We start from the raw sequence: 23,340 nt of genomic DNA, 5'->3' as shown, positions 1-23,340 counted from the left end.
ATCACTCCGTCTTAGGTTAAATTAATTAACGGTGCCACTATACGCAAGACAGTGCCAGTTTGGAATCACTTTGAAAGTAAAGATATCAAAAATAATTATGGGTCCATTGACCCATAATTAGCAATTAGAATTATCTAAAGACCTGAAAAAGTCCCCAAATAAGAATGATGGCAGCTGGCAATGGATGGAAAATTGCACGGAAGATAACTTTTTTAGGTTTAAAACCCACACCAAAAATCATCGCGGTACATGTTGCCCATATTAACAACAGCCCTTGCCATATCTGAAATGAACTCGTTTTCGCAGCAAATAGGGTTGGATCCCACATGACTGCACCTGCAGTTACTAAAGCTAAAATAAGGATAAGGGCCCTTATCGGCCCCTTATCCAATAGCTGATAGGTTTTATCCACCAGCATTTTTATTACTCACCATCTTTAGCTGTTTTAGAGTCTTCTGAGTGCTCTAATGCTAATGCTGCAATCACTGCAAAACTACAAGCTAACAGCGTGCCGAGGATCCAGGCGAAATACCACATAGTTATGCTCCTTAATACAGTGAGTGCTTGTTGCCTTCGATGAAGTTTTTGTCCAAACGACCGAACATTTTATAGTAACACCATGCGGTGTATGCCAGTACGATTGGAACAAAGATAATAGCAACAACAGTCATCACTTGCAGTGTAAACAAGCTAGATGTTGCATCCCACATGGTCAAACTTGCGTTTGGCATGATGCTTGAAGGCATGATGAATGGGAACATTGCTACACCACAGGTTAAAATGATACAAGCGATAGTTAATGAAGAACTCACAAACGCCCAACCATTTTTGTCTGCTTTACTAAACAGCATTGTGACTAACGGTAGTGCTACACCCAGAGCAGGCAACGCCCACAGAATTGGGTAAGTGTTGAAATTAGTCAACCAAGCACCTGATTCAACTGCGACTGTCTTGTTTAGTGGGTTAGAAACACTCAATGTATCGATAGTTGAAGTAACAACATAACCATCAATACCCATTACTAACCAAACACCTGCGCCTGCGAAAGCAACTAAAGTAACTAATGCACAGATATAAGTCGCTTTACGAACACGTAAGTACAGTTCACCCGTGGTACGCATTTGCAAATAAGTTGCACCTTGCGTCACAATCATCATTAAGCCGACAACACCCGCTAACAGACCATATGGGTTTAGCAGACCAAACAGGTTACCTGTATAAGTCAGGTACTGCTGGTTATCGATTTGTAGTGGAACACCTAATAACAGGTTACCAAACGCAACACCGATAACTAATGGTGGAACGAAACCACCAATAAACAGACCCCAGTCCCACATATTACGCCATTTTGGGTTCTCCAGTTTTGAACGGTAGTCGAAACCAACCGGACGGAAGAACAATGCTGCTAATACCAAAATCATAGCGACATAAAAGCCGGAGAATGCCGCAGCATAAACTTGTGGCCATGCAGCGAACATAGCACCACCCGCAGTGATTAACCAAACTTGGTTACCATCCCAGTGAGGTGCAACAGCGTTAATCATGATACGGCGTTCAGTATCTGTTTTACCTAAGATAGGTAATAAGAAGCCAACGCCCATGTCAAAGCCATCTGTGACAGCAAACCCAATCAGTAATACACCGATAAGGATCCACCACACAAATCGAAGAACTTCATAATCAAACATAAGTGGACTCCTATTTACTGAACGTCGTGTGCAGAAGTGTTTTTCTGTTCAAAGTGGTAACGACCGGTTTTCAGGCTACTTGGCCCTTTACGAGCGAATTTGAACATTAAGAACATTTCAGCAATTAAGAACAGTGTGTACAGACCACAGATCAATACCATAGAGAAGATCAGGTCATGGGTTGTCAAGTTGGAGTGTGCAACCGAAACCGGTAACACTTCACCAATTGCCCATGGCTGACGACCATATTCAGCAACGAACCAACCCGATTCAATTGCAATCCATGGTAATGGAATACCGAGTAGTGCAATACGCAGCAATAGTTTATTTTGACCAATACGGTTACGAACTACTGACAGGAATGCCCAGCCAATAATCAACAGTAACAGGAAGCCAACACCAACCATGATACGGAATGCCCAGAACAGAGGCCCAACGTTAGGAATACTATCTTTCACTGCTTTTTGGATTTGAGCTTCAGTTGCATCAACAACATTTGGTGCATATTGTTTTAACAGAAGACCATATCCAAGATCTTTTTTGCTTGCTTCGAATGCCGCACGCAGTTCAGGATCTTTATTACCTGCAAGAAGTTCTTGTAACTGACCGTATGCAATCATACCGTTACGAATGCGAACTTCGTGTTGTTTCATTAGGTCTTTCAAGCCTAAAACAGGTGTGTCGACAGAACGGGTTGCAATGATACCCATCGCCCAAGGAATCGAGATAGCAAATTTATTTTCTTGTTTCTCGGTATCTGGCCAAGCGATTAAGTTAAACGCGGCTGGAGGAGCATGAGTTTCCCACTCAGCTTCAACGGCTGCAAGTTTCGTTTTTTGTACGTCACCCATTTCGTAACCTGATTCATCACCAAGAACGATAACAGATAGAACCGCTGCAATACCAAAACTTGCCGCAATTGCAAAAGAACGCTTAGCAAAAGCAACATCACGACCTTTAAGCAGGTAGTAAGAGCTAATACCTAAGATAAACATTGCACCGGTACAATAACCTGCAGCAACTGTGTGGACGAATTTAACTTGTGCGACTGGGTTCAAGACTAGCTCAGAGAAGCTAACCATTTCCATACGCATGGTTTCAAAGTTGAAATCAGCAGCGATTGGGTTTTGCATCCAACCGTTCGCGACCAAAATCCACAGAGCAGAGAAGTTAGAACCTAAAGCAACTAACCATGTTACAGCAAGGTGTTGTTTTTTGCTTAAACGATCCCAACCAAAGAAGAATAAACCAACAAAGGTAGATTCTAAGAAGAACGCCATCAAACCTTCGATTGCAAGAGGTGCACCGAAGATATCTCCAACGTAGTGAGCGTAGTAAGACCAGTTAGTACCGAATTGGAACTCCATGGTCAAACCCGTTGCAACACCCAGAGCAAAGTTAATACCAAATAACTTACCCCAGAACTTAGTCATATCTTTATAAATTTGTTTGCCTGACAGTACATATACCGTTTCCATGATCGCAAGCAAAAACGCCATACCTAGCGTTAATGGTACGAACAGGAAGTGATACATCGCAGTTAAGGCAAACTGTAATCGTGACAGTTCGACAATATCAAACATCTTGACTCCTTGCTCCTAGCAGGAAGACACCGACTTGCGGCAACCCAGCTTCCAGTTTTAAATACTTAGAAAGCCTCTTAACTACCAGCAAAAAATGCCTCAAAACAACAAATAATTAACAAAATTAAAAGAACAAACGTTACTATAATAATAGTACGCCTATCTTCACACACAATAAACTTCTTTTACGTGACTCATATTTGAATTCTGAATTTACATCAATAATTATACCCTTTAATAGAAAACCGAGTATTTGATCGAGCACCAATTTAAGCAATTTGAACAAATAAAGCCAGAGGCAATGAATTGATTTACGTCAATTTTTTTCCTGTTGTTAATTGATATACCTGTCAGTCAATTAATGGTTATTTACTTGTTAAAATGCTGTTATTGATAATGATACAAATGTTCTTAATTTTTCCAAAGATTAACAAAAAATATAATCATTGAATTAAAGCCTCGAAAAAAGAATATTTAATTTGTAATAGTATCTTATTTTAAACTTATTATGAATTTTATTAATATAGCCGTTTTTATCAACTAAACGGTTATATTGGTTTAATTGAATTGTCGTCAATATTATAAAATTGACATGCCGCAATTTTGCTATTTTTTGCACAAAATGCGATTAGCGCCCCCTACTCGTCTAGTTGCCCCTCATTATCAATTTTCCTTCATATAAGCCTGTAATACGCATTTTTAAGTATAGACACTCTTTTCAGAAAACCGCATAACCACATAAAATTTGTTTGAAATGTTTTTGTAAACCATAAAAAAACCCGCGCTCACATGAGCACGGGCTTTCGTCTCTTACTCTTGCTAGTTGCCTAGCGAATCACTTATTTGTTCAGTAATGATTTTACTGCATCACCGATGTCTGCAAGGCTACGAACGGTTTTCACACCAGCCGCTTCTAATGCAGCAAATTTCTCATCAGCTGTGCCTTTACCGCCAGCGATGATTGCACCTGCGTGCCCCATACGTTTGCCTTTTGGCGCAGTTACACCTGCGATGTAACCGACAACAGGTTTAGTGACGTGCTCTTTAATATAAGCCGCCGCTTCTTCTTCTGCGTTACCACCGATTTCACCGATCATGACGATAGCTTCAGTTTGCGGATCCGCTTGGAATAATTTCAGGATATCAATGAAGTTTGAACCTGGGATTGGGTCACCACCAATACCTACGCAAGTTGATTGACCTAAGCCTGCATCTGTTGTTTGTTTAACAGCTTCATAAGTCAACGTACCTGAACGCGAAACGATACCGACTTTACCTGGCATATGGATATGACCAGGTTGGATACCAATCTTACATTCACCCGGAGTGATAACACCTGGGCAGTTAGGCCCAATCATACGAACGCCTGCTTCGTCTAATTTCACTTTCACTGTCAGCATATCCAACGTTGGGATACCTTCAGTGATGGTGATGATCAGTTTAATGCCTGCATCGATAGCTTCTAAAATAGAATCTTTACAAAATGGTGCTGGAACATAGATAACAGAGGCTGTTGCCCCCGTTGCTTCTACAGCTTCACGAACAGTGTTAAACACAGGTAGACCTAAGTGAACAGTGCCACCTTTACCTGGAGTCACACCACCGACCATTTGCGTGCCATAAGCAATCGCTTGTTCTGAGTGGAATGTACCTTGACCACCAGTGAAACCTTGGCAAATTACTTTAGTGTTTTTATCGATTAAAATAGACATTATTTAGCCTCCGCTGCTGCTACTGCTTTCTTAGCTGCATCTGTCAGGCTATTTGCAGCGATGATGTTCAAGCCGCTATCTGCCAGTTTTTTAGCACCTAACTCTGCATTGTTACCTTCTAAACGCACAACTACCGGTACATTTACGCCAACTTCTTCAACTGCACCAATGATGCCGTCTGCAATCAGGTCGCAACGAACGATACCACCAAAGATGTTAACAAAAACCGCTTTCACGTTTTCATCAGAAAGAATGATTTTAAATGCTTCAGTTACACGCTCTTTTGTCGCGCCGCCGCCAACATCTAAGAAGTTAGCTGGTGCGCCGCCGTGTAATTTAACGATGTCCATCGTACCCATTGCAAGGCCTGCACCGTTAACCATACAACCGATGTTGCCGTCTAATGCAACATAGTTCAGTTCCCACTGAGCTGCTTGTGCTTCACGCGCATCTTCTTGTGATTCATCACGCAGTTCACGGATTTCAGGTTGGCGATATAACGCGTTGCTATCGATACCTAATTTACCATCTAAGCAAACTAAATCACCCGCAGTGCTGATAACCAGTGGGTTGATTTCAGCTAATGCTAAATCACGTTCTAGGAATAATGTTGCTAGACCCATGAAAATTTTTGCAAATTGGCTAACTTGTTTGCCAGTTAGACCTAATTTGAATGCTAACTCACGACCTTGGAAAGGCATTGGGCCAGTCAATGGGTCGATAATCGCTTTGTGAATTAACTCTGGGGTCTCTTCTGCGACTTTCTCAATTTCCACGCCACCTTCGGTAGAAGCCATGAACACAACGCGGCGAGTGCTACGGTCAACAACAGCACCTAAATAGAGTTCTTTATCAATGTCAGTCGCAGTTTCAACTAAAATTTGGTTTACTGGTTGGCCATTAGCATCTGTTTGATAGGTAACTAAGTTTTTACCTAACCAGTGTTCTGCAAACGCTTTAACTTCATTGATATCGCTAGTGACTTTCACGCCACCCGCTTTACCACGTCCACCAGCGTGAACTTGGCATTTAATTACCCATGGGCCGTTACCAATTTTTTTAGCTGCATCGACGGTTTCAGCAACTGATGAACAGGCATAACCTGTCGGTGCAGGCATCCCATAACGTGCAAACAACTGTTTTGCCTGGTACTCGTGTAAATTCATGATGTTCTATCCATAATTGAGTCTGAAGAGGCGTTTATTCGCCTCCTGCAATTGTTACTGATTTAGCAACCCGCGAACGGGTTGCATCGGTTACTTCAGACCGGGCAAGTTGTACCCTGCCCTGTTATGTTGCTATACGTCCAGCAGTAAACGAGTTGGGTCTTCCAGCATATCTTTGATAGCGACTAAGAAGCCAACTGACTCACTACCATCGATTAAACGGTGGTCGTAAGACAGTGCTAAATACATCATAGGAAGAATTTCTACCTTACCATTTACAGCCATAGGGCGGTCTTTAATCGCATGCATGCCTAAAATCGCGCTCTGTGGTGGGTTAATGATAGGTGTAGACATCAGAGAACCGAATACGCCACCGTTAGTGATAGTGAAGTTACCACCACTTAAGTCTTCGACAGTTAATTTACCGTCACGACCTTTGACAGCCAGTTCTTTAATTTTCTTCTCGATATCAGCCATGCTCATTGCATCGACATCACGCAGCACTGGCGTTACCAGACCACGTGGTGTTGATACAGCAATACTGATATCGAAATAGTTATGGTAAACCACATCATCGCCATCAATAGAAGCATTCACTTCTGGGTAGCGTTTCAGTGCTTCAACCGCAGCTTTAACATAGAAAGACATAAAGCCTAAACGGACACCATGACGTTTTTCGAATACTTCGCCATATTGTTTACGTAAGTCTTTGATTGGTTGCATGTTGACTTCGTTAAACGTCGTCAGCATTGCAGTCGTATTTTTCGCTTCTAACAGGCGCTCTGCGATACGTTTACGTAAACGAGTCATTGGAACACGTTTTTCACTACGGTGCGCTAATGGCGCTTGTGGCGCTTCTGGTGCTTTCGCCGCAGGTGTCGCAGATTTATTTGCCGCTAAATGTTTTTCAACATCTTCACGAGTTAAACGACCTCCAACGCCAGTCCCTTTGATATCCGCAGGGTTTAAATCGTGCTCTGCAATTAAACGACGAATAGCTGGTGTCAGCGCATCGTTGCTTTCTGTTTCTAAACTTGCAGTTTGACGTTGTGCAGGTGTTGACTCTTGTGCTTCTTTCACTTCAGCTGGAATGCCAGTGCTATCGCCTAAACGAATGCGACCCAGTAACTGCTTAGACAATACTGTTGCACCTTCATCTTCAACGATAGCTTCTAATACACCCGCTTCGCTTGCAGGAACTTCTAAAACGACTTTATCTGTTTCGATCTCAACCAGTACTTCATCACGCTGAACACTGTCACCTGGTTTTTTATGCCATGTGGCAACCGTAGCATCTGCAACGGACTCAGGAAGATCGGGAACAAGAATTTCTACGCTACTCATTTTCTATCCTTTAATTATTCAATGTTCAAAGCGTCATTAACCAGGGCTTTTTGTTGTTCCTGGTGTACGGACGTATAGCCAACTGCTGGAGATGAAGAAGCAGCTCGACCTGCATAACGTAAAGTTGCCCCAGCTGGGATAGCTTCACGGAAATTATGTTGACTGCAATACCAAGCACCTTGGTTTAATGGCTCTTCTTGACACCATACAAAGTCTTTTACATCAGTAAATTGCGCCAACGCTTTTTGGATATCTTCGTGTGGGAACGGATATAGCTGTTCGATACGCACGATAGCAACGTCAGTTTGTTCATTTTTACGACGCTGTTCTAACAGATCGTAATAGACTTTCCCTGAACACAGAACGACGCGTTTCACATTTTTCGGATTGATTTCATCGATTTCACCGATAACTGGCTCAAATGTACCATTAGCCAATTCTTCCATGCTAGAAACCGCTAACGGGTGACGCAGCAGAGATTTTGGTGACATCACAATCAGAGGACGGCGCATGCCACGTAAGGCTTGGCGACGTAACATGTGATAAACCTGAGCTGGTGTTGATGGCACACACACTTGCATGTTTTGGTCAGCACACAGTTGCAGGTAACGTTCTAAACGTGCAGATGAGTGCTCTGGCCCCTGACCTTCATAACCATGAGGCAGTAGCATTACCAGACCACACATACGACCCCATTTTTGCTCACCAGAGCTAATGAATTGGTCGATAACCACTTGCGCACAGTTAGCGAAGTCACCGAATTGTGCTTCCCAAATAGTCAATGCGCGTGGTTCTGTCGTTGCATAACCATATTCGAATGCTAATACGGCGTTTTCAGTCAGAACAGAGTCCCAAACATTAAAAACACCTTGCCCGTTATGGATATTCTGCAGTGGGACGTAAACTGAACCATTCGTTTGATTGTGAATAACTGCATGGCGATGGAAGAATGTACCACGGCCCGCATCTTCACCCGATAAACGTACAGGAACACCTTCATCAACCAATGTTGCGTACGCTAAAGTTTCAGCGGCGCCCCAGTCGAGAAGTTTTTCACCTTTCGCCATTTCGGCACGGTCTGCATAGATTTTCTCAACACGAGATTGCGCAACCACGCCTTCTGGAATAGTACTGACTTTAGTTGCCAGTTCAGTTAGGCGTTTAATATCAACGGTTGATTTGTATGATGCATCCCATTCATGGTTTAAATATGGAGCCCATGTGTATGAGTTCAGACCCATTTCACGGTATTCTTCAACCACACAGTTACCCGCATCTAACGCATCACGATACAGATTAACCATTTCAGTGACATCATTAGCACTTAACACATTTTCTGCAATTAAACGGTCTGCATAAATTTTACGTGGTGTTGGGTGCTGTTTGATTTTTTGATACATCACTGGCTGAGTTGCACTTGGCTCATCCGCTTCGTTATGACCATGACGGCGATAGCATACTAAATCAATCATAACATCGCGTTTGAACGTGTTACGGAAATCCAGTGCCAAACGTGTTACAAATGCCACTGCTTCAGGGTCATCTGCATTCACGTGGAAAATTGGCGCCTGCACCATTTTAACGATGTCAGTACAGTATTCGGTTGAACGTGTATCTTTTGGATTTGAAGTAGTGAAACCAATTTGGTTATTAATTACGATACGTACAGTACCGCCAACTTCATAACCACGTGCTTGAGACATATTTAATGTTTCTTGCACAACGCCTTGGCCAGTTACTGCTGAGTCACCATGAATGGTAATTGGCAGAACCATATTGCTGCGGCCTTCATCCAGACGGTCACGACGAGCACGTACTGAACCAATAACTACAGGGCTAACAATCTCAAGGTGAGATGGGTTAAATGCTAATGCTAAGTGAACACGAGAACCTGCGGTTTCAAAATCAGAGGAGAAACCTTGGTGATACTTAACGTCACCCGCACTAGAGTGGTCTTTATGTTTCCCCGCGAACTCATCAAATAATTCGCCAGGTTTTTTACCTAAGATATTAACTAGAACGTTTAAACGACCACGGTGAGCCATACCCAAAACAACTTCACGGGTATCTTGCTTGCCTGCGTGGTGGATTAAATCTTTCAGCATTGGGATTAGTGAATCACCACCTTCCAATGAGAAACGCTTGGCACCTGGGAATTTAGCCCCAATGTAACGCTCAAGCCCTTCAGCTGCCGTTAATTCTGCTAAGAAGCGTTTTTTCTCTTCTACTGAGAAAATTTTAGATACGTCTACAGATTCAAGACGCTGCTGAATCCAACGTTTTTCTTCTGTATTTGTGATATGCATATATTCAGCACCGATAGAACCGCAATAAATACGTTTCAGGTGCTCATATAGCTCACTCAGCTTCATAGTTTCTTTGCCAATAGCAAATGAACCCACATTGAAGGTTTCGTTGAAGTCTTCTTTCGTCAGGTTGTGGAATGCTGGGTCTAAATCTGGAACAGATTCACGTTTCCAAAGACCTAACGGGTCAAGATTCGCATTTTGGTGCCCGCGGAAGCGGAACGCATTGATTAATTGCAAAACTTTGACTTGTTTTGCGTCGATAGCTGGATCGCTAACAGAGGTGTGATAACGTGTAGAGTCTTTTGCTAAGCGACGGAAGTAATCGCGCGCTTGGGAGTGGAATTGTTCACCGCTAGTACCTAATGCCGCACCAGGTAGTTGATCAAAAATTGCTTTCCACTCGGCATCGACAGAGTTAGGGTCAGTCAGATAATCTTCATAGAGCTGTTCTATATAAGTCTGGTTCGCGCCTGCCAGAAAGCTTGAATCCAGCCAGTCCTTCATTACGCCGTTCTGCATTGTGATCCCTTAAGCTTTTAAAGCTTTAGTTTTCGCCGTGGTTAACTAATCGCCGCATTTAAGCGACCTCGATAAAGGTTCTCTTGGACGTGCTTTATGCATGTTCTCTCTTTGGGAGGCCCTTTATCAGTAAGGGTTTCCCTTTTAAGGAACCTTTAAAAACTGGCTGCGGTTTTTAAAGGCCCCTATGCTTGGGCTGTCGTCTTCATCTTTTTTTGCAGTTGGCTATTTTTTCTACTTTTTGCTGTTACTTTCTTTGCTTTCACTTTTTTACGCTTTTGTAATGACAACGTTTTAATAAGTACTACTTTTTATGGGTGACAATGTTACTTTCTGACGCTCTTTGTTGGTATTTCGTTTTCGCGCTTTTGTGAGCTTCCGCGCATTTAAATCATGTCATTGTTTTTACTTTACGCGCTTCTTTTAACTTATGTTTTTATTTTGTGCTATTTCATTTTAACCCACAGCACCTGAGCACTGCGGGTTAAATATGCATCATTAAGCACTATGTTTTAGTAACATAGATTTAATATGACCGATAGCTTTCGTTGGATTTAGTCCTTTAGGGCATACATTGACACAATTCATGATGCTATGACAGCGGAAGACACTAAAAGCGTCGTTCAGATCATCTAATCGCGAATCGGTTTCTGTATCACGGCTATCAATTAAGAAGCGATACGCCGCCAGCAAGCCTGCAGGCCCGATAAACTTGTCCGGATTCCACCAGAAAGATGGGCAAGAAGTCGAACAACATGCACACAAAATACACTCATATAAACCATCGAGTTTTTCACGTTGTGCAGGAGTTTGTAAATTCTCACGCGCCGGTGGGTTCTTATTATCATTAATAAGATATGGACGAATTTTTTCATATTGGGTATAGAATTGTGTCATATCGATAATCAGGTCACGTACAACAGGCAGACCTGGTAATGGACGAATGACAATTTTCTTCCCACCACGGATTAACGCGGATAATGGCGTAATACATGCCAACCCGTTTTTACCGTTCATGTTCAGACCATCAGAACCACATACCCCTTCACGACAAGAACGACGGAAGGATAATGTTGGGTCTTGCTCTTTAATTTGGATTAACGCATCCAGCAACATCATGTCACGCCCTTCAGGAACTTCTAGCGTGTAATCTTGCATACGTGGTGCGTTGTCCACATCAGGATTGTAGCGATAAATCGAAAATTGTAATTTCATAGTTTATTTCTCCGCAACTGGATTAACACCACGCATTAGTAGGTACGAATTTTCGGTGGGAAGGCTTCACGCAGTTTTGGCTGCATGTTGACTTCACGACGCGTCATCGTTTCAGATTGCGGTAAATATAATGAGTGACATAACCAATTCGCATCATCTCGCTCTGGGTAGTCAAAGCGGCTATGCGCACCACGGCTTTCTGTACGGAAGTTTGCAGCTTGTGCCGTTGCATAAGCCGTTTCCATCAGGTTATCCAGTTCTAAACATTCGATACGCTGAGTATTAAACTCAGTCGAGGTATCATCAAGACGTGCATTTTGCAGGCGCTCACGAATCACTTTCAGCTCTTCTAAACCTTTCGCCATGGCATCACCTTCACGGAATACCGAGAAGTTATGCTGCATACAGGTTTGCAGTGCTTTACGGATTTCAGTTGGGTCTTCACCAGTACGTGCACCTTCCCAACGGTTAAAACGAGTCATCGCTGCATCGATATCAGATTCAGACGCATCACGCATTGAACCTTGTTCCATGATGGACTCTTTCAAATGCAGACCCGCTGAACGACCAAATACCACTAAGTCGAGGAGTGAGTTACCGCCTAATCGGTTAGCGCCGTGTACTGATACACAGGCAATTTCGCCGACTGCAAACAAGCCAGGAATGACTTCATCTTCACCTTTTTCGTTATAACGAATGGCTTGGCCTGTAACTTTAGTCGGAATACCGCCCATCATGTAGTGGCAAGTAGGAATTACTGGGATTGGCTCTTTGATTGGGTCAACGTGAGCAAAGGTACGAGATAACTCAAGAATACCCGGTAAACGAGATTCCAGAACTTCTTTTCCTAAGTGATCCAATTTCAGTTTAGCATGTGGACCCCATGGGCCATCGCAACCACGACCTTCACGAATTTCAATCATGATAGAACGCGCAACAACGTCACGCCCCGCAAGGTCTTTCGCATTCGGCGCATAACGTTCCATGAAACGCTCACCGTCTTTGTTCAGCAAGTAACCACCTTCACCACGGCAGCCTTCAGTAACGAGAACACCCGCACCTGCGATACCCGTTGGGTGGAACTGCCACATTTCCATATCTTGTAGTGGAACACCTGCACGAGCAGCCATCCCCACACCATCACCTGTATTGATGTGTGCGTTAGTGGTTGATTGGTAAATACGCCCAGCACCACCGGTTGCTAAAATAGTTGCTTTCGCTTTGAAATAAACTAATTCGCCTGTTTCCATACAAATTGCAGTACAACCTACAACATCGCCATCTTGGTTTTTAACTAAATCAAGGGCATACCATTCAGAAAAAATGGTCGTGTGGTTCTTTAAGTTCTGCTGATACAAGGTATGTAACAGTGCGTGGCCAGTACGGTCAGCCGCAGCCGCAGTACGTGCAGCTTGCTCACCACCGAAGTTTTTAGACTGACCACCAAATGGACGTTGATAAATACTTCCGTCATCAAGGCGAGAGAATGGCAACCCCATATGCTCTAATTCAAGGATAGCCTCTGGCCCTGTTTTACACATGTATTCAATAGCGTCTTGGTCACCGATGTAGTCGGAACCTTTCACGGTATCGTACATGTGCCATTCCCAGTTATCAGGGTGAGTATTACCTAACGCAACAGTAATACCGCCTTGCGCTGAAACAGTATGAGAACGGGTTGGAAAGACTTTTGACAGCAGAGCACATGACAGACCCAACTGTGAAATTTGCAGTGCAGCACGCATACCTGCGCCACCAGCACCGATAACGATAGCGTCAAACTCTCTGATTGGCAGATTCATTTATGCACCCCACACAACAATTGTTCCGTAAATTAAATAAGCCAACAGACCTACAACGATAGCCAGTTGCAACACTAAACGAATTGCTAAAGGCTTAACGTAGTCAGTCAGCACTTGCCACATGCCAATCCACGCATGGACAAGAATCGAGAACAACGTGAGGATAGTGAATACTTTCGTCACAGAAGAGGCGAAAAAACCACGCCAGACGTCATAGGTAATGTCATTAATAGCAACAAAACCAACAATGTAGAGTACATAGAGCGCGATGACAATCGCAGAACCACGGATTAATAGCCAGTCCTGGATACCAGTACGGCCTAAAGCTGAAGCATTACTTACCATACTAAAACCCCCGCCAGAATTGCTAAAATCACGGTAATGACAAATGTAATTTTTGCAGATGAGTTACCAGCAGCAAGCGTTTCATCAACACAACCGAAATCCATTAGCATATGACGAATACCACCACAGATGTGGTAAGCCAAAGCCGTCAAGATGCCCCAAAGAATGAACTTAGCAAAAAAGCCAGTCATTATTTCAGACGCGTATTGAAAACCTTCTGGAGAGGAGAGAGATGTCCCTAACAACCAAAGCAGAATACCAACTGCGATGAGAGTAATGACGCCAGAGACACGGTGCAAGATCGAAGATATTGCAGTGATCGGGAAGTGAATCGTCTGCAAATCAAGGTTGACAGGTCTTTGTTTTTTCACAATTTTGCCCACACAGCTCTTTATTATTTTCCATCCTCCGGACCTGGGGTGGAAATCAGACAGCGACAGGGGGTACAAAATGCAACTTAACACAAACTCTAATCCATCATGTTTAAATAAAGTTGCATACTGATCACGCTGGGAACTCCTACTACAGGGTAATCCGGAGACCTGCCGCTAGTATAAAGTCTTCACAATGCCATTACAATTCCCACACAAAATGTTTGGAGACATTTAGCCCGAACAGTGAGAAGGATCACGATTTAAACATTTTGTATAAATGTGCTTATCTTATTTGACAATGATTCAACATTTATCTTACATATAGGTCTGGCAGAATTATCTTAACGGTGCTGTTGACACTTCATCGTAAAAGAAAAAAACGTGAATATTGCAATGTTAAATACTCTTCAATTTGAACTATGATGGGTATTAATAACAAAAGTTATGAAAGTTGTTCCTCTTACCACAAATAATGATATTGTAGGGAAAACAACAAAAAGAACATAACATCTACACACTCATAAACAACCTAACTACATTGTCATCGGTCTCAGATTTCAGGTTTTATGTGATAGCTAGCTGATTTCCAAAGCATACCGGTAGAACAATGCACGAAGACGCAGTATAACGCTGAGCTTCTGGGTTGTTGGGTGTCGATTATCAAGCGCTAAGGAGACCGTAATGGCTGATAACAAAGCTAAGCTAACGACTGGTAGTAAGGGTGATATTGACCTAGATATTTTAAGCCCAACGATTGGTCAAGACGTTATCGATGTCCGAACTTTAGGTTCTAAAGGGTTCTTTACCTACGACCCTGGTTTTACTTCTACTGCATCCTGTGAATCAAAAATCACCTATATCGATGGTGAGCAAGGCATTCTGTTACACCGTGGTTTCCCTATCGATCAACTCGCTACTGAAGCCTCTTATCTCGAAGTTTGTTATATCCTGCTATACGGTGAAGCACCGACTCAAGAACAATATGACGTATTTAAAAATACGGTGACTCGCCACACCATGATCCATGAGCAAATTACTCGCATGCTTAATGGTTTCCGCCGTGACTCACACCCAATGGCTGTATTATGTGGTGTTACAGGCGCACTAGCTGCCTTCTATCACGATGCATTAGACGTGAATAACCCACGCCACCGTGAAATTACGGCTTATCGTCTGCTATCAAAAATGCCAACAGTTGCAGCGATGTGTTACAAATATTCAATTGGCCAACCTTTTGTTTATCCACGTAATGACCTGTCATACGCGGGTAATTTCTTGCACATGATGTTCTCTACACCATGTGAAGAATACACAGTTAATCCTGTTTTAGAACGCGCAATGGATCGTATTTTGATTCTGCACGCTGACCATGAACAAAACGCCTCAACATCGACAGTTCGTACTGCGGGTTCATCTGGCGCAAACCCATTTGCTTGTATCGCAGCGGGTATCGCTTCACTGTGGGGGCCTGCTCACGGTGGTGCTAACGAAGCTTGCTTACGTATGTTGGAAGAAATCCAAACTGTTGAGCACATCCCTGCATTTATCGAGCGCGCTAAAGACAAAAATGACTCTTTCCGCTTAATGGGCTTCGGTCACCGTGTTTATAAAAACCATGACCCACGTGCAACCGTAATGCGTGAAACTTGCCATGAAGTTCTAAATGAACTTGGCTTGAATGACAGCTTGCTGGAAGTCGCTATGGAGCTGGAACGTATCGCATTAAACGACCCGTATTTCATTGAGAAAAAACTGTACCCGAACGTTGACTTCTATTCAGGTATCATCTTGAAAGCAATGGGTATTCCATCTTCAATGTTTACTGTTATTTTTGCCATTGCACGTACCATTGGCTGGATTGCACATTGGAATGAAATGCACGATGACGGCCTGAAAATTGCACGTCCTCGCCAGCTATATACCGGCTATGACAAACGTGAATTCAACTCTGAATTATCAAAAAAATAATATTTAATTAAATCTGAACCCCTACATATGCTAAGGCCTCGAATTTTCGGGGCTTTTTCATGTTTGTTTACCAAAGTCATTTAGCTTACTGCTGCTGATATTCCCTTGGGGTCATCCCACTCATTTTACGGAAAAAACTAATAAACGCACTATCACTTGTTAAGCCAAGTTCTTGAGTAATATAATGATATGGCTTTTCTTGTGCGAGTAATTCAATGGCTTTAATATAACGCCACTGTTGGCGCCATGCTTGATAACTCATTCCTGTTTCTTTAAAAAAAATCCGTGTAATCGTCTTCTCACTCGCACCGATAGTTTGCGCTAATTGGTTTAAATTCGGTGGTAATTGTTCGATATCAACCCCTTTAAAGCGCCTATCTTGCGGTAGTGCTAACAGTGTTGGTTCTAAAGCAGCACTCTGTAATTCATCAATAAATACCGGTAATAAGTTGGCCAAACGCCCCTGCTGCCAATCACTATCAAACGGAGCAATAGCAATACGTTCTAACACTTCCCTTAGCAATGGGGAAATATTTAAAATAACCACATCGTTCCCGATTTCTTTGGCATATTCTTCTGATAAATAAACCGAACGATACCCCACTGATGCCCTCATTTGCGCCCGATGAAGAACAAATGGTGGGATCCAAGCCATCCTACCAGGGGGAAGCAAAGACAGGCGATTTTCCAGTGAAATCCGTATACACCCTTGTTGTGTAAACAAAAGCTGTCCCATTTCATGTCTATGAAAACCTGAGTCATGCTGCCCCATTTTTGCTGCAATTCCCAATACTGGGGCATGGTACCAGTGAGTTTGAAATTCATCTGTTTGATTTAACCAAGCCATAATGTCTCTTTTTTGATATTTATAGTCTTTATTATTGTAATAAGACAATAAAAATAACACTAAACTGCCTGCTATTAAATAGTTGTATCCGATTAGCCCCTTTATTTTTAGTAGATTGGCAGGAAAAAGTATGAAACATCCTCTCTCATTATGGCTTGCTGTTGCCTTAATGATGTTTCCTCAAATTGTGGAAACCATATACAGCCCCGCTCTCACTGATATCGCCAGTGCTTTCTCAGTAAATGCGGAACAAGCTTCACAAACACTGTCGCTTTATTTCTTTGCTTTTGCATTAGGCGTGGTGTTTTGGGGGCGTATGTGTGACACCTTAGGGCGCCGCCCGACTATTTTGGCGGGTTTATTGATTTATGGTATTGCCTCTGTTGGCGCGTTATTTGTCACACATTTTTATTTATTATTATTAATGAGAATGTTGTCAGCATTTGGCGCTGCCGTAGGTTCAATTGGCACACAAACTGCCATGCGCGATAGCTACCAAGGCCATGAATTAGCGAAAGTTTTTTCTATTATGGGAGTTGCTTTAGCAATTAGCCCCGCTTTGGGAATGTTATCTGGTGCTGGGTTAGCCAATTTTGGTGGCTATCGTGCCGTTTTTATCGGCTTAGCGATTTTAGCAGCGGTGCTTTTTCTCTGGTCCGCCTGCCGTTTACCTGAGACCAAGCCTGAAAATGTGACGCAGATCTCATTTATTGAGACATTTTTACGCATGATTGCAGATAAAGAAATTATTAGAAATGTGATCTTGATTGCATTTTTCAACATTAATTTATTTAGCTATTATCAGCTGGCACCTTTCAGTTTTGAACAATTAATGCTCACTCAACAACAGTTTGGATTAACTGGGATATTATTAGCGCTTGGGGTCGGTTTAGGTTCGATATCAAATCGCTATTTATTGGCTAAAAAACACACATCTGAACAACTTGTTAAGCTATCGAGTATCATTTCTTTAGTTAGTGGCTGCTTAGTTTTTGCTCTAATGGACTCTATTTGGTTTGTTTTACCAGTTATTGGTGTCGTTATTGGTTACGGAATTGCGATCCCGAACATACTTGCCCATGCATTAAACCGTTATGGTGAGCAAAAAGGCACCGCCGGAGCAATTTTAGGTTTATTTTACTACATCGGACTCGCCATCGGTCTAATGGTCGCTGGTTGGAGCCAACACTTAGGTTTAGTACTAACTATTTCGGGTTTGGTGTTGGTTTTTTCGTCACTAAGGTGGAGTAGCCAAGTACACTAAATAGATTTAGAGAAGCCCTTTTAGGTAGCTGTACAGCTCAAAAATTAGCCAGGCAATTATTAAAAATATTTCTGCCTGGCTATTACGGCTAAGCTCACCAGTATAATATGCTTTATTATAGACCCATATACTTATTTTTCTTTGTTAAAGTATGGAACATATTTATCTAAATATTTTGGAGGGCTACTGCCTTGTTCATTATACGAGTCATAAATGCTTTTGTTATAATTAATTGCATCCTGAAATGCATACATTTTAGATGAGTGTCTATCCATAAAACCCCAAAGTGTATAAAAAGCCATAAAGAGTAACACGATAAAAAATGGGATCGTATTGGTTAGTTGACTATTACGCTGTGGTAAGTTATCACTCAATGCTGTTTATTGACCGCATCTAAAAAATACCAGTTTTTGAAGCTCCAACGGATCATCGTAGCGATGACCTTCCTCATCAATGGAGGTATTCAAAATTTACTGAAATACATGACAAGATTATTGGTACTCTTACTGAAAGGGAACATTAATTTAACCAAATCAATACATTTAATACACGACCAGCTAGGTGGGATTCACCTGACGCTTACTTATAAACCTAAATCAAGACCTTAGTAGACACTTTACCAATGCCCCGAAGCACCGCCACCACCGCTAGAACCGCCTCCCCCACCGCTTGATGAACTTGACGAACTTGATGAACTTGATGAACTTGATGAACTTGATGAACTTGATGAGCTGAAATCGTGACTGGAAGTAAAATTAGAAGCGTGTTTATGGGATGTGTTTACTGAATATGAAGGTTGATAAAAAGGTGAACCAAATCGACTGAACTCACAAATCGCTTTCCATTCTTTTCTCTGCTGTCGATAAATCGGAAATAAGATATTGATGCCAATAAACAACACGGTTAATGAAATAAGGTTAAAGAATAATGATAACACCACCATCAGTAATAAGATAAAAGGGTTAACAATACCACTAAGAATTATTTGTGTATAAAAAATGACAACGACTGAACAAAACACTACAGGGAAATACAGCGAAAATGATGTTGGAAAATAGAATGAGTAATTCAGATAATTTTTTAACCGTTTTAGCTGATTTGCACCTATCTTATATCCTCGCTTTTCTGAATTTTTCTTTTTTTTACCTGACGGCGCTATCACTTGATTAATTTTTCTTTTTAATTTTTTCGTTGAAAATACAAGCTGAAAACAATAAATTAGCCCTAATATTATCACATAAATTAAAATAAAATGTGTTTGTAATATTTTAAGAGGAATAAGATCTGTCAAAGAATTCGTTGAGCTTATTGGCCTATCATTAGCTACATGAATGGCATTTATAATCCCTTGCTCAATCCCCGTATAATAGTTTTCTGCTCTAAAATACGGCAACATATTTTTTCGAATAATTCTCCCAGCAAGAACATCGGTAAATGTCCCCTCATAGCCGTACCCGACTTCAAAGCGAACACTGCGGTCATTTATTGCCACAACAAGCAGTAATCCATTATCAAGCCCCTTTTTACCTATCCCCCATTGATTAAAAACACGATTTGCGAAAGTTTCGATATTTTCACTCCCAGTAGTCGGAACGATATAAACAACAAATTGTGAACCATCATTCCGATTATTTTCAAAATTAATCAATAAATTATTTAGCGTTTTGAATTGCTGCGCCGTTAATAAATTTGCACGATCAATGACCCTATCTATTTTTAATGGGGGTGTATTATTCACTGATGCGCTCGCAATAGCACTAAATAAAAGCAAGGAAAATAAAATATTACGTATCATGAGTTAAAATCCACCGTTGGTGTTCTTTTGATTTCATGCCCATTCTCAACGTTAAAATTAATTTTTTTATCATACCCCATAGATTCCGCAATTAAGTTATAGGGGAATTGCCTAATTTGAGTATTATAATGGCGTACCGCCTCTATATACCGCCCTCTCGCAACTGAAATACGATTTTCAGCTCCCTCCAACTGTACCATCAGGTCTTGATAGAGTGAGTTTGCTTTCAATTCAGGGTAATTTTCTGAAATGACTAATAGACGTGATAGAGATTGCCCTAAATTATCTTGAGCTTTTTGATAGCTCGCAGAAATTTCAGGATCATCAAATACGCGACCATCCACATTAATTTTCCCGACAGACGCTCTCGCCGTTACAATTTCTTGTAACACATTGCTTTCATGACTTGAATATCCCTTAACTGTACTGACCAGATTAGGGATCAAATCAAATCGACGCTGATATTGGTTTAATAATTCTGACGCTGCCGCAGAGACTAACTCATCATTTTTTTGGATTGTATTGTAAGAATTAACTAACAGAGTAAAAATTACAATCATCACTAATACTAAACCTATCGCTAACTTGCGCATTAAATATCCTTATATTAACCACTTAATGTTAATATTGACTATCTGATATAACACTAATTTCTTTACTATCATCAATCCTAGCGAACTCAATTATTATCCGTCAGAACATCGTATTTTCTAACCAATTTTTACCGTTGAATTACCAATTAATACGCCACCGCAACTTACTGTATCACCTGTTCTGGCCGCAGGCTTGCCATCAATAAATACACTACTTGAACCATCAACGATAGTTCTTGAATGCCCACCGTGAGGCGCTAATGCGTCTCCTTGCCGAGCAACCGCCTTACCATCGACTTTTACTGTTGGAGAACCTGTAATCACTTGGGTTGGGCCATGTTTACCATGGCCTGTATCAGAATCACCAATAAGAATAATGTTTGGCATATAATAGTACCCGACTATATGACTGGAATGAATTTTCCATTAACAAATGAAAAGATAGGAGAAAAGCTATATAATAGCTCATCACCATTCTCATCTTTATATGTCATAGTGATAGGTGAATAAGAAAAATCCTCTTTGTAAACAAGTTTAACCATTCTTCCTTTATTCATCAAGATTACTTTAAAATTATCCCAATCAATGGGAATCATTTTTGATGAAGGCTCATTTATTAATTCAATTATATCATAAGACTTAAAAATAGCTTCTTCAGTCGAGTTATTAGAAATAGCCCACGCATTATTAGCTGCAGAGTTTAGTTCTTTAATTTTATTAATATCCTTATCATTAAAGGAATGCCATAACTCCTCATATGCAGATTTCAAACTGTTAATTTTTGATTCATCATAAGGTTCAGATTTTACCCATAACCAATCTGGGATATTATGAAAAAGTATATCTTTTTTGAAAGTCACAACCTCCATATCCTTAGGGTATTCAAACTCACCTACAACATACCTAATTTTATTATTAGTAACTTTTTCAGTATTATCTAAATAAGCAACACTTTTCTTAATAGAATCATCAGTTTTATTAAATGAATAAGCTATAGGATTTCCTTCTTTATCAATTTCTATTTTTATTTTAGCTACATAATTTAAATCGTCTGTTGAGTTTTCCGTAATATATAAACTAACATTGCAAACAGCATCTTTATCAAATTCTTTATTGCCATTGTTATCACTAAACCAAGATATTGGAGCAACTTCCAACTCGATATTATTAACACCATTTTCAATAAGCATTTGAACGTTTGTATTGGTTGTAACAATACCTTTATCAAAAAAAACGTACTGCCTATTATCAAAACTCGATACTCCATTCACCTTAAAATCACAAAACATATAAGCGACATCAATGCTCGCTCTAACTGTATAGTTATTACCCTGCGCATGAACCATGTTAACCCCTCCTAAAACAAATAAAATAAATAATATAATATTTTTCATATTTACACACCCTAGTATTTAAGCTTAAATCCTGGATTTGCCCCAGGAGGAATAACAGTTTTAATATGCTGACGTTCTCTCTTAGGAACTTGTTTTATTGCACCAATTAAATTAAATCTTAAATCTGAATCCTCTCTCTTCAAAGGATCTGCGAGAGCGTAAAACTCATAGTTTTTAGGTTTAGCTGAATATTGTTTTCTAACTCTTGATTGACCTCTAGTTTCCTTTTTTATATCAGCTGACAACCCTAACCCTAGAACAATACCATCATGGCAAACAACTAGGTCAATTCCATTTTTATGAGATTCAAGTTCAATTGATGCAGCTGTTTTTAATTCTAATTCAAAATTAAAAGATGCTGTCATGAAAAATACATTCGCTTCTGCATGGGCTTTGATGCCGCCACTAATTGTAATTTTAAAATTATTATCTCCATCAATACAAAACTCAGTACTATTACTACCTGATAATTGAGCCATTCCAATGAAACAATTAATTTCACAGGATAAAACTAGATCAATATTAAATTCAGCGCTAACGGCTTGGCCTTCTCTTTTTTCAACGCATCTTGCAAAGTGTTCACTAACTTTTTGGTCAGAACACCTCCATAGCTTGCGGCAATTTGCAATACATCTATTTTAATTTCGCCGATATAGTTTCAGATATCTCGATCAGTTTGTTGTATTCAGGAAAAAGCCATCTGGTTTTTTCTTGTTCTCCGTTAGGGTAAATAAAGGTTGCTATTGAATTTTTATCTTTAGGTCCAACATTATAAGTTTTCATGTCTGATTTATAATCAATATTAACATTGATATTCTTTGTGTTTTTTACTTTATAGGTCATGGTTTCGTATTTTGCGATTAGCCAGAATGACTTCTCGTGACCACCAATAAAATCTTCTGTAATTAAAGGGAATAATGTTAATGTTTCATTAAAATCCCCAGATTTTTTTTCATAACCACCATCAAATGTAGCGGGGGAGTTATTATCCAACACAAAGGTGATTTCTGTGCCTAAACTATCTGATATCAATGGATCGATTTTTGATGGCTCCTTGAGTTTTATTTCAAATTTAATATTACTGAGTTTCCAATCGCATTGACCGCCACCTGATTCAGGAATAGTCGTTTCTACTTGGTTTGATTGCACGATTTTCAATGGATAGCTGGCTCGATGAAATCCTGGGATAGTATACGTTTCCATGATTGAGTTTCGACGTTCTTTACGACAAACCTCAGAACGATAAGTGGCTAAAATGGGTAAGGCCTCTAATTCGTTAGGCACAGTAGCTGTAAAATGAATATTTTCTCCGTCTAATGGGGGTGAAAACGTACTATTATTGGCTGCACAGCCATGTAAAAACAAACTCAGAAAACTGAGGCTTAATATAATGAGTAACCACATCTGCTTGCAATAATTCAT

21 protein-coding genes are annotated in these 23,340 nt (G+C 40.8%); 2 read left to right on the top strand and 19 right to left on the bottom strand.

The genetic code is table 11. The features are described from left to right. Positions 1-130: 130 nt before the first annotated feature. The 12 genes from ybgE to sdhC all read right to left on the bottom strand — a co-directional run bounded on the left by ybgE (position 131) and on the right by sdhC (position 14,066). The gene (gene ybgE, locus M1F25_RS06745) at positions 131-418 is read right to left on the bottom strand and encodes a cyd operon protein YbgE (RefSeq protein WP_004256791.1); all 288 of its coding nucleotides are present in this window, start codon (positions 416-418) and stop codon (positions 131-133) included. Positions 419-423: 5 nt separating this feature from the next. Further along, positions 424-537, bottom strand: a complete 114-nt coding sequence (cydX, locus tag M1F25_RS06740) for a cytochrome bd-I oxidase subunit CydX (RefSeq protein ID WP_004256792.1) — start codon at positions 535-537, stop codon at positions 424-426. An 11-nt stretch (positions 538-548) separates the two neighbouring features. Continuing rightward, the gene (gene cydB / locus M1F25_RS06735; protein WP_096865175.1) at positions 549-1,688 is read right to left on the bottom strand and encodes a cytochrome d ubiquinol oxidase subunit II; all 1,140 of its coding nucleotides are present in this window, start codon (positions 1,686-1,688) and stop codon (positions 549-551) included. A 14-nt stretch (positions 1,689-1,702) separates the two neighbouring features. Then, positions 1,703-3,271 carry a cytochrome ubiquinol oxidase subunit I gene (cydA, locus tag M1F25_RS06730; RefSeq protein ID WP_004256799.1) on the bottom strand — a complete coding sequence of 523 codons (1,569 nt, stop codon included), beginning with the start codon at positions 3,269-3,271 and terminating at the stop codon, positions 1,703-1,705. Positions 3,272-4,110: 839 nt separating this feature from the next. Continuing rightward, entirely contained in the window at positions 4,111-4,983 is an 873-nt protein-coding gene (gene sucD / locus M1F25_RS06725; protein WP_004256808.1) for a succinate--CoA ligase subunit alpha, read from the bottom strand. After that, on the bottom strand, positions 4,983-6,149 hold the full coding sequence (gene sucC, locus M1F25_RS06720; RefSeq protein WP_004256812.1) for an ADP-forming succinate--CoA ligase subunit beta: 1,167 nt from the start codon (positions 6,147-6,149) through the stop codon (positions 4,983-4,985). Before sucC ends, sucD begins: the two co-directional genes overlap by 1 nt. 132 nt (positions 6,150-6,281) lie before the next feature. Beyond that, the gene (odhB, locus tag M1F25_RS06715; protein ID WP_004256815.1) at positions 6,282-7,493 is read right to left on the bottom strand and encodes a 2-oxoglutarate dehydrogenase complex dihydrolipoyllysine-residue succinyltransferase; all 1,212 of its coding nucleotides are present in this window, start codon (positions 7,491-7,493) and stop codon (positions 6,282-6,284) included. 14 nt (positions 7,494-7,507) lie between these two features. Further along, on the bottom strand, positions 7,508-10,321 hold the full coding sequence (sucA, locus tag M1F25_RS06710) for a 2-oxoglutarate dehydrogenase E1 component (RefSeq protein WP_004256820.1): 2,814 nt from the start codon (positions 10,319-10,321) through the stop codon (positions 7,508-7,510). A 498-nt stretch (positions 10,322-10,819) separates the two neighbouring features. Next, positions 10,820-11,536, bottom strand: coding sequence for a succinate dehydrogenase iron-sulfur subunit (locus tag M1F25_RS06705; protein ID WP_004256824.1), 717 nt, complete (start codon positions 11,534-11,536; stop codon positions 10,820-10,822). Positions 11,537-11,571: 35 nt separating this feature from the next. Further along, a complete protein-coding gene (sdhA, locus tag M1F25_RS06700) occupies positions 11,572-13,338 on the bottom strand; it encodes a succinate dehydrogenase flavoprotein subunit (protein ID WP_042848296.1) in 1,767 nt (588 codons plus the stop codon). Then, on the bottom strand, positions 13,339-13,683 hold the full coding sequence (gene sdhD, locus M1F25_RS06695; RefSeq protein ID WP_004256832.1) for a succinate dehydrogenase membrane anchor subunit: 345 nt from the start codon (positions 13,681-13,683) through the stop codon (positions 13,339-13,341). It lies immediately after the preceding gene. Further along, positions 13,677-14,066, bottom strand: coding sequence for a succinate dehydrogenase cytochrome b556 subunit (sdhC, locus tag M1F25_RS06690; RefSeq protein ID WP_004256840.1), 390 nt, complete (start codon positions 14,064-14,066; stop codon positions 13,677-13,679). Before sdhC ends, sdhD begins: the two co-directional genes overlap by 7 nt. A gap of 672 nt (positions 14,067-14,738) precedes the next feature. Here sdhC and M1F25_RS06685 point away from each other — a divergent pair. Next, positions 14,739-16,025, top strand: coding sequence for a citrate synthase (locus M1F25_RS06685; RefSeq protein WP_004256842.1), 1,287 nt, complete (start codon positions 14,739-14,741; stop codon positions 16,023-16,025). Positions 16,026-16,110: 85 nt separating this feature from the next. Here the strand turns inward: M1F25_RS06685 and M1F25_RS06680 are convergent, their stop codons facing one another. Continuing rightward, positions 16,111-16,872, bottom strand: a complete 762-nt coding sequence (locus M1F25_RS06680) for an AraC family transcriptional regulator (RefSeq protein WP_181489499.1) — start codon at positions 16,870-16,872, stop codon at positions 16,111-16,113. A gap of 130 nt (positions 16,873-17,002) precedes the next feature. On the opposite strand from M1F25_RS06680, the gene M1F25_RS06675 reads away from it, so the two are divergent. Then, complete coding sequence (locus M1F25_RS06675) at positions 17,003-18,136, top strand: multidrug effflux MFS transporter (RefSeq protein ID WP_181489498.1); 1,134 nt, start codon at positions 17,003-17,005, stop codon at positions 18,134-18,136. 616 nt (positions 18,137-18,752) lie between these two features. On the opposite strand, the gene M1F25_RS06670 is transcribed toward M1F25_RS06675, so the two are convergent. The 6 genes from M1F25_RS06670 to M1F25_RS06645 all read right to left on the bottom strand — a co-directional run bounded on the left by M1F25_RS06670 (position 18,753) and on the right by M1F25_RS06645 (position 23,340). Further along, the gene (locus M1F25_RS06670; RefSeq protein ID WP_181489497.1) at positions 18,753-19,931 is read right to left on the bottom strand and encodes a TPM domain-containing protein; all 1,179 of its coding nucleotides are present in this window, start codon (positions 19,929-19,931) and stop codon (positions 18,753-18,755) included. Then, on the bottom strand, positions 19,928-20,524 hold the full coding sequence (locus tag M1F25_RS06665) for a LemA family protein (RefSeq protein ID WP_181489496.1): 597 nt from the start codon (positions 20,522-20,524) through the stop codon (positions 19,928-19,930). Before M1F25_RS06665 ends, M1F25_RS06670 begins: the two co-directional genes overlap by 4 nt. A 117-nt stretch (positions 20,525-20,641) precedes the next feature. Continuing rightward, positions 20,642-20,911 carry a type VI secretion system PAAR protein gene (locus M1F25_RS06660; RefSeq protein WP_112307263.1) on the bottom strand — a complete coding sequence of 90 codons (270 nt, stop codon included), beginning with the start codon at positions 20,909-20,911 and terminating at the stop codon, positions 20,642-20,644. A 14-nt stretch (positions 20,912-20,925) separates the two neighbouring features. Then, complete coding sequence (locus M1F25_RS06655) at positions 20,926-21,918, bottom strand: hypothetical protein (RefSeq protein ID WP_181489495.1); 993 nt, start codon at positions 21,916-21,918, stop codon at positions 20,926-20,928. An 11-nt stretch (positions 21,919-21,929) separates the two neighbouring features. After that, entirely contained in the window at positions 21,930-22,397 is a 468-nt protein-coding gene (locus M1F25_RS06650) for a hypothetical protein (RefSeq protein ID WP_004256890.1), read from the bottom strand. Positions 22,398-22,551: 154 nt separating this feature from the next. Then, positions 22,552-23,340 (bottom strand): hypothetical protein, encoded by a 789-nt coding sequence (locus tag M1F25_RS06645; RefSeq protein WP_004256893.1) that lies wholly within the window; start codon positions 23,338-23,340, stop codon positions 22,552-22,554.

Origin of the sequence: Providencia sp. PROV109, assembly GCF_033681625.1 — a bacterium.
Lineage (GTDB): Bacteria > Pseudomonadota > Gammaproteobacteria > Enterobacterales > Enterobacteriaceae > Providencia > Providencia hangzhouensis.
This window is presented reverse-complemented; position numbering and strand designations above follow the sequence as displayed.

Excerpts from the sequence above, each read along its gene's own strand:
- M1F25_RS06665 (WP_181489496.1), bottom strand. The coding sequence starts at position 20,524 with ATGCGCAAGTTAGCGATAGGTTTAGTATTAGTGATGATTGTAATTTTT.
- M1F25_RS06675 (WP_181489498.1), top strand. The coding sequence starts at position 17,003 with ATGAAACATCCTCTCTCATTATGGCTTGCTGTTGCCTTAATGATGTTT.
- cydB (WP_096865175.1), bottom strand. The coding sequence starts at position 1,688 with ATGTTTGATTATGAAGTTCTTCGATTTGTGTGGTGGATCCTTATCGGT.
- odhB (WP_004256815.1), bottom strand. The coding sequence starts at position 7,493 with ATGAGTAGCGTAGAAATTCTTGTTCCCGATCTTCCTGAGTCCGTTGCA.
- sucA (WP_004256820.1), bottom strand. The coding sequence starts at position 10,321 with ATGCAGAACGGCGTAATGAAGGACTGGCTGGATTCAAGCTTTCTGGCA.
- M1F25_RS06685 (WP_004256842.1), top strand. The coding sequence starts at position 14,739 with ATGGCTGATAACAAAGCTAAGCTAACGACTGGTAGTAAGGGTGATATT.
- M1F25_RS06680 (WP_181489499.1), bottom strand. The coding sequence starts at position 16,872 with ATGGCTTGGTTAAATCAAACAGATGAATTTCAAACTCACTGGTACCAT.
- cydX (WP_004256792.1), bottom strand. The coding sequence starts at position 537 with ATGTGGTATTTCGCCTGGATCCTCGGCACGCTGTTAGCTTGTAGTTTT.
- ybgE (WP_004256791.1), bottom strand. The coding sequence starts at position 418 with ATGCTGGTGGATAAAACCTATCAGCTATTGGATAAGGGGCCGATAAGG.
- sucC (WP_004256812.1), bottom strand. The coding sequence starts at position 6,149 with ATGAATTTACACGAGTACCAGGCAAAACAGTTGTTTGCACGTTATGGG.
- sucD (WP_004256808.1), bottom strand. The coding sequence starts at position 4,983 with ATGTCTATTTTAATCGATAAAAACACTAAAGTAATTTGCCAAGGTTTC.
- sdhA (WP_042848296.1), bottom strand. The coding sequence starts at position 13,338 with ATGAATCTGCCAATCAGAGAGTTTGACGCTATCGTTATCGGTGCTGGT.
- M1F25_RS06645 (WP_004256893.1), bottom strand. The coding sequence starts at position 23,340 with ATGAATTATTGCAAGCAGATGTGGTTACTCATTATATTAAGCCTCAGT.
- M1F25_RS06660 (WP_112307263.1), bottom strand. The coding sequence starts at position 20,911 with ATGCCAAACATTATTCTTATTGGTGATTCTGATACAGGCCATGGTAAA.
- sdhD (WP_004256832.1), bottom strand. The coding sequence starts at position 13,683 with ATGGTAAGTAATGCTTCAGCTTTAGGCCGTACTGGTATCCAGGACTGG.
- M1F25_RS06650 (WP_004256890.1), bottom strand. The coding sequence starts at position 22,397 with ATGGCTCAATTATCAGGTAGTAATAGTACTGAGTTTTGTATTGATGGA.
- M1F25_RS06705 (WP_004256824.1), bottom strand. The coding sequence starts at position 11,536 with ATGAAATTACAATTTTCGATTTATCGCTACAATCCTGATGTGGACAAC.
- M1F25_RS06670 (WP_181489497.1), bottom strand. The coding sequence starts at position 19,931 with ATGATACGTAATATTTTATTTTCCTTGCTTTTATTTAGTGCTATTGCG.
- cydA (WP_004256799.1), bottom strand. The coding sequence starts at position 3,271 with ATGTTTGATATTGTCGAACTGTCACGATTACAGTTTGCCTTAACTGCG.
- M1F25_RS06655 (WP_181489495.1), bottom strand. The coding sequence starts at position 21,918 with ATGAAAAATATTATATTATTTATTTTATTTGTTTTAGGAGGGGTTAAC.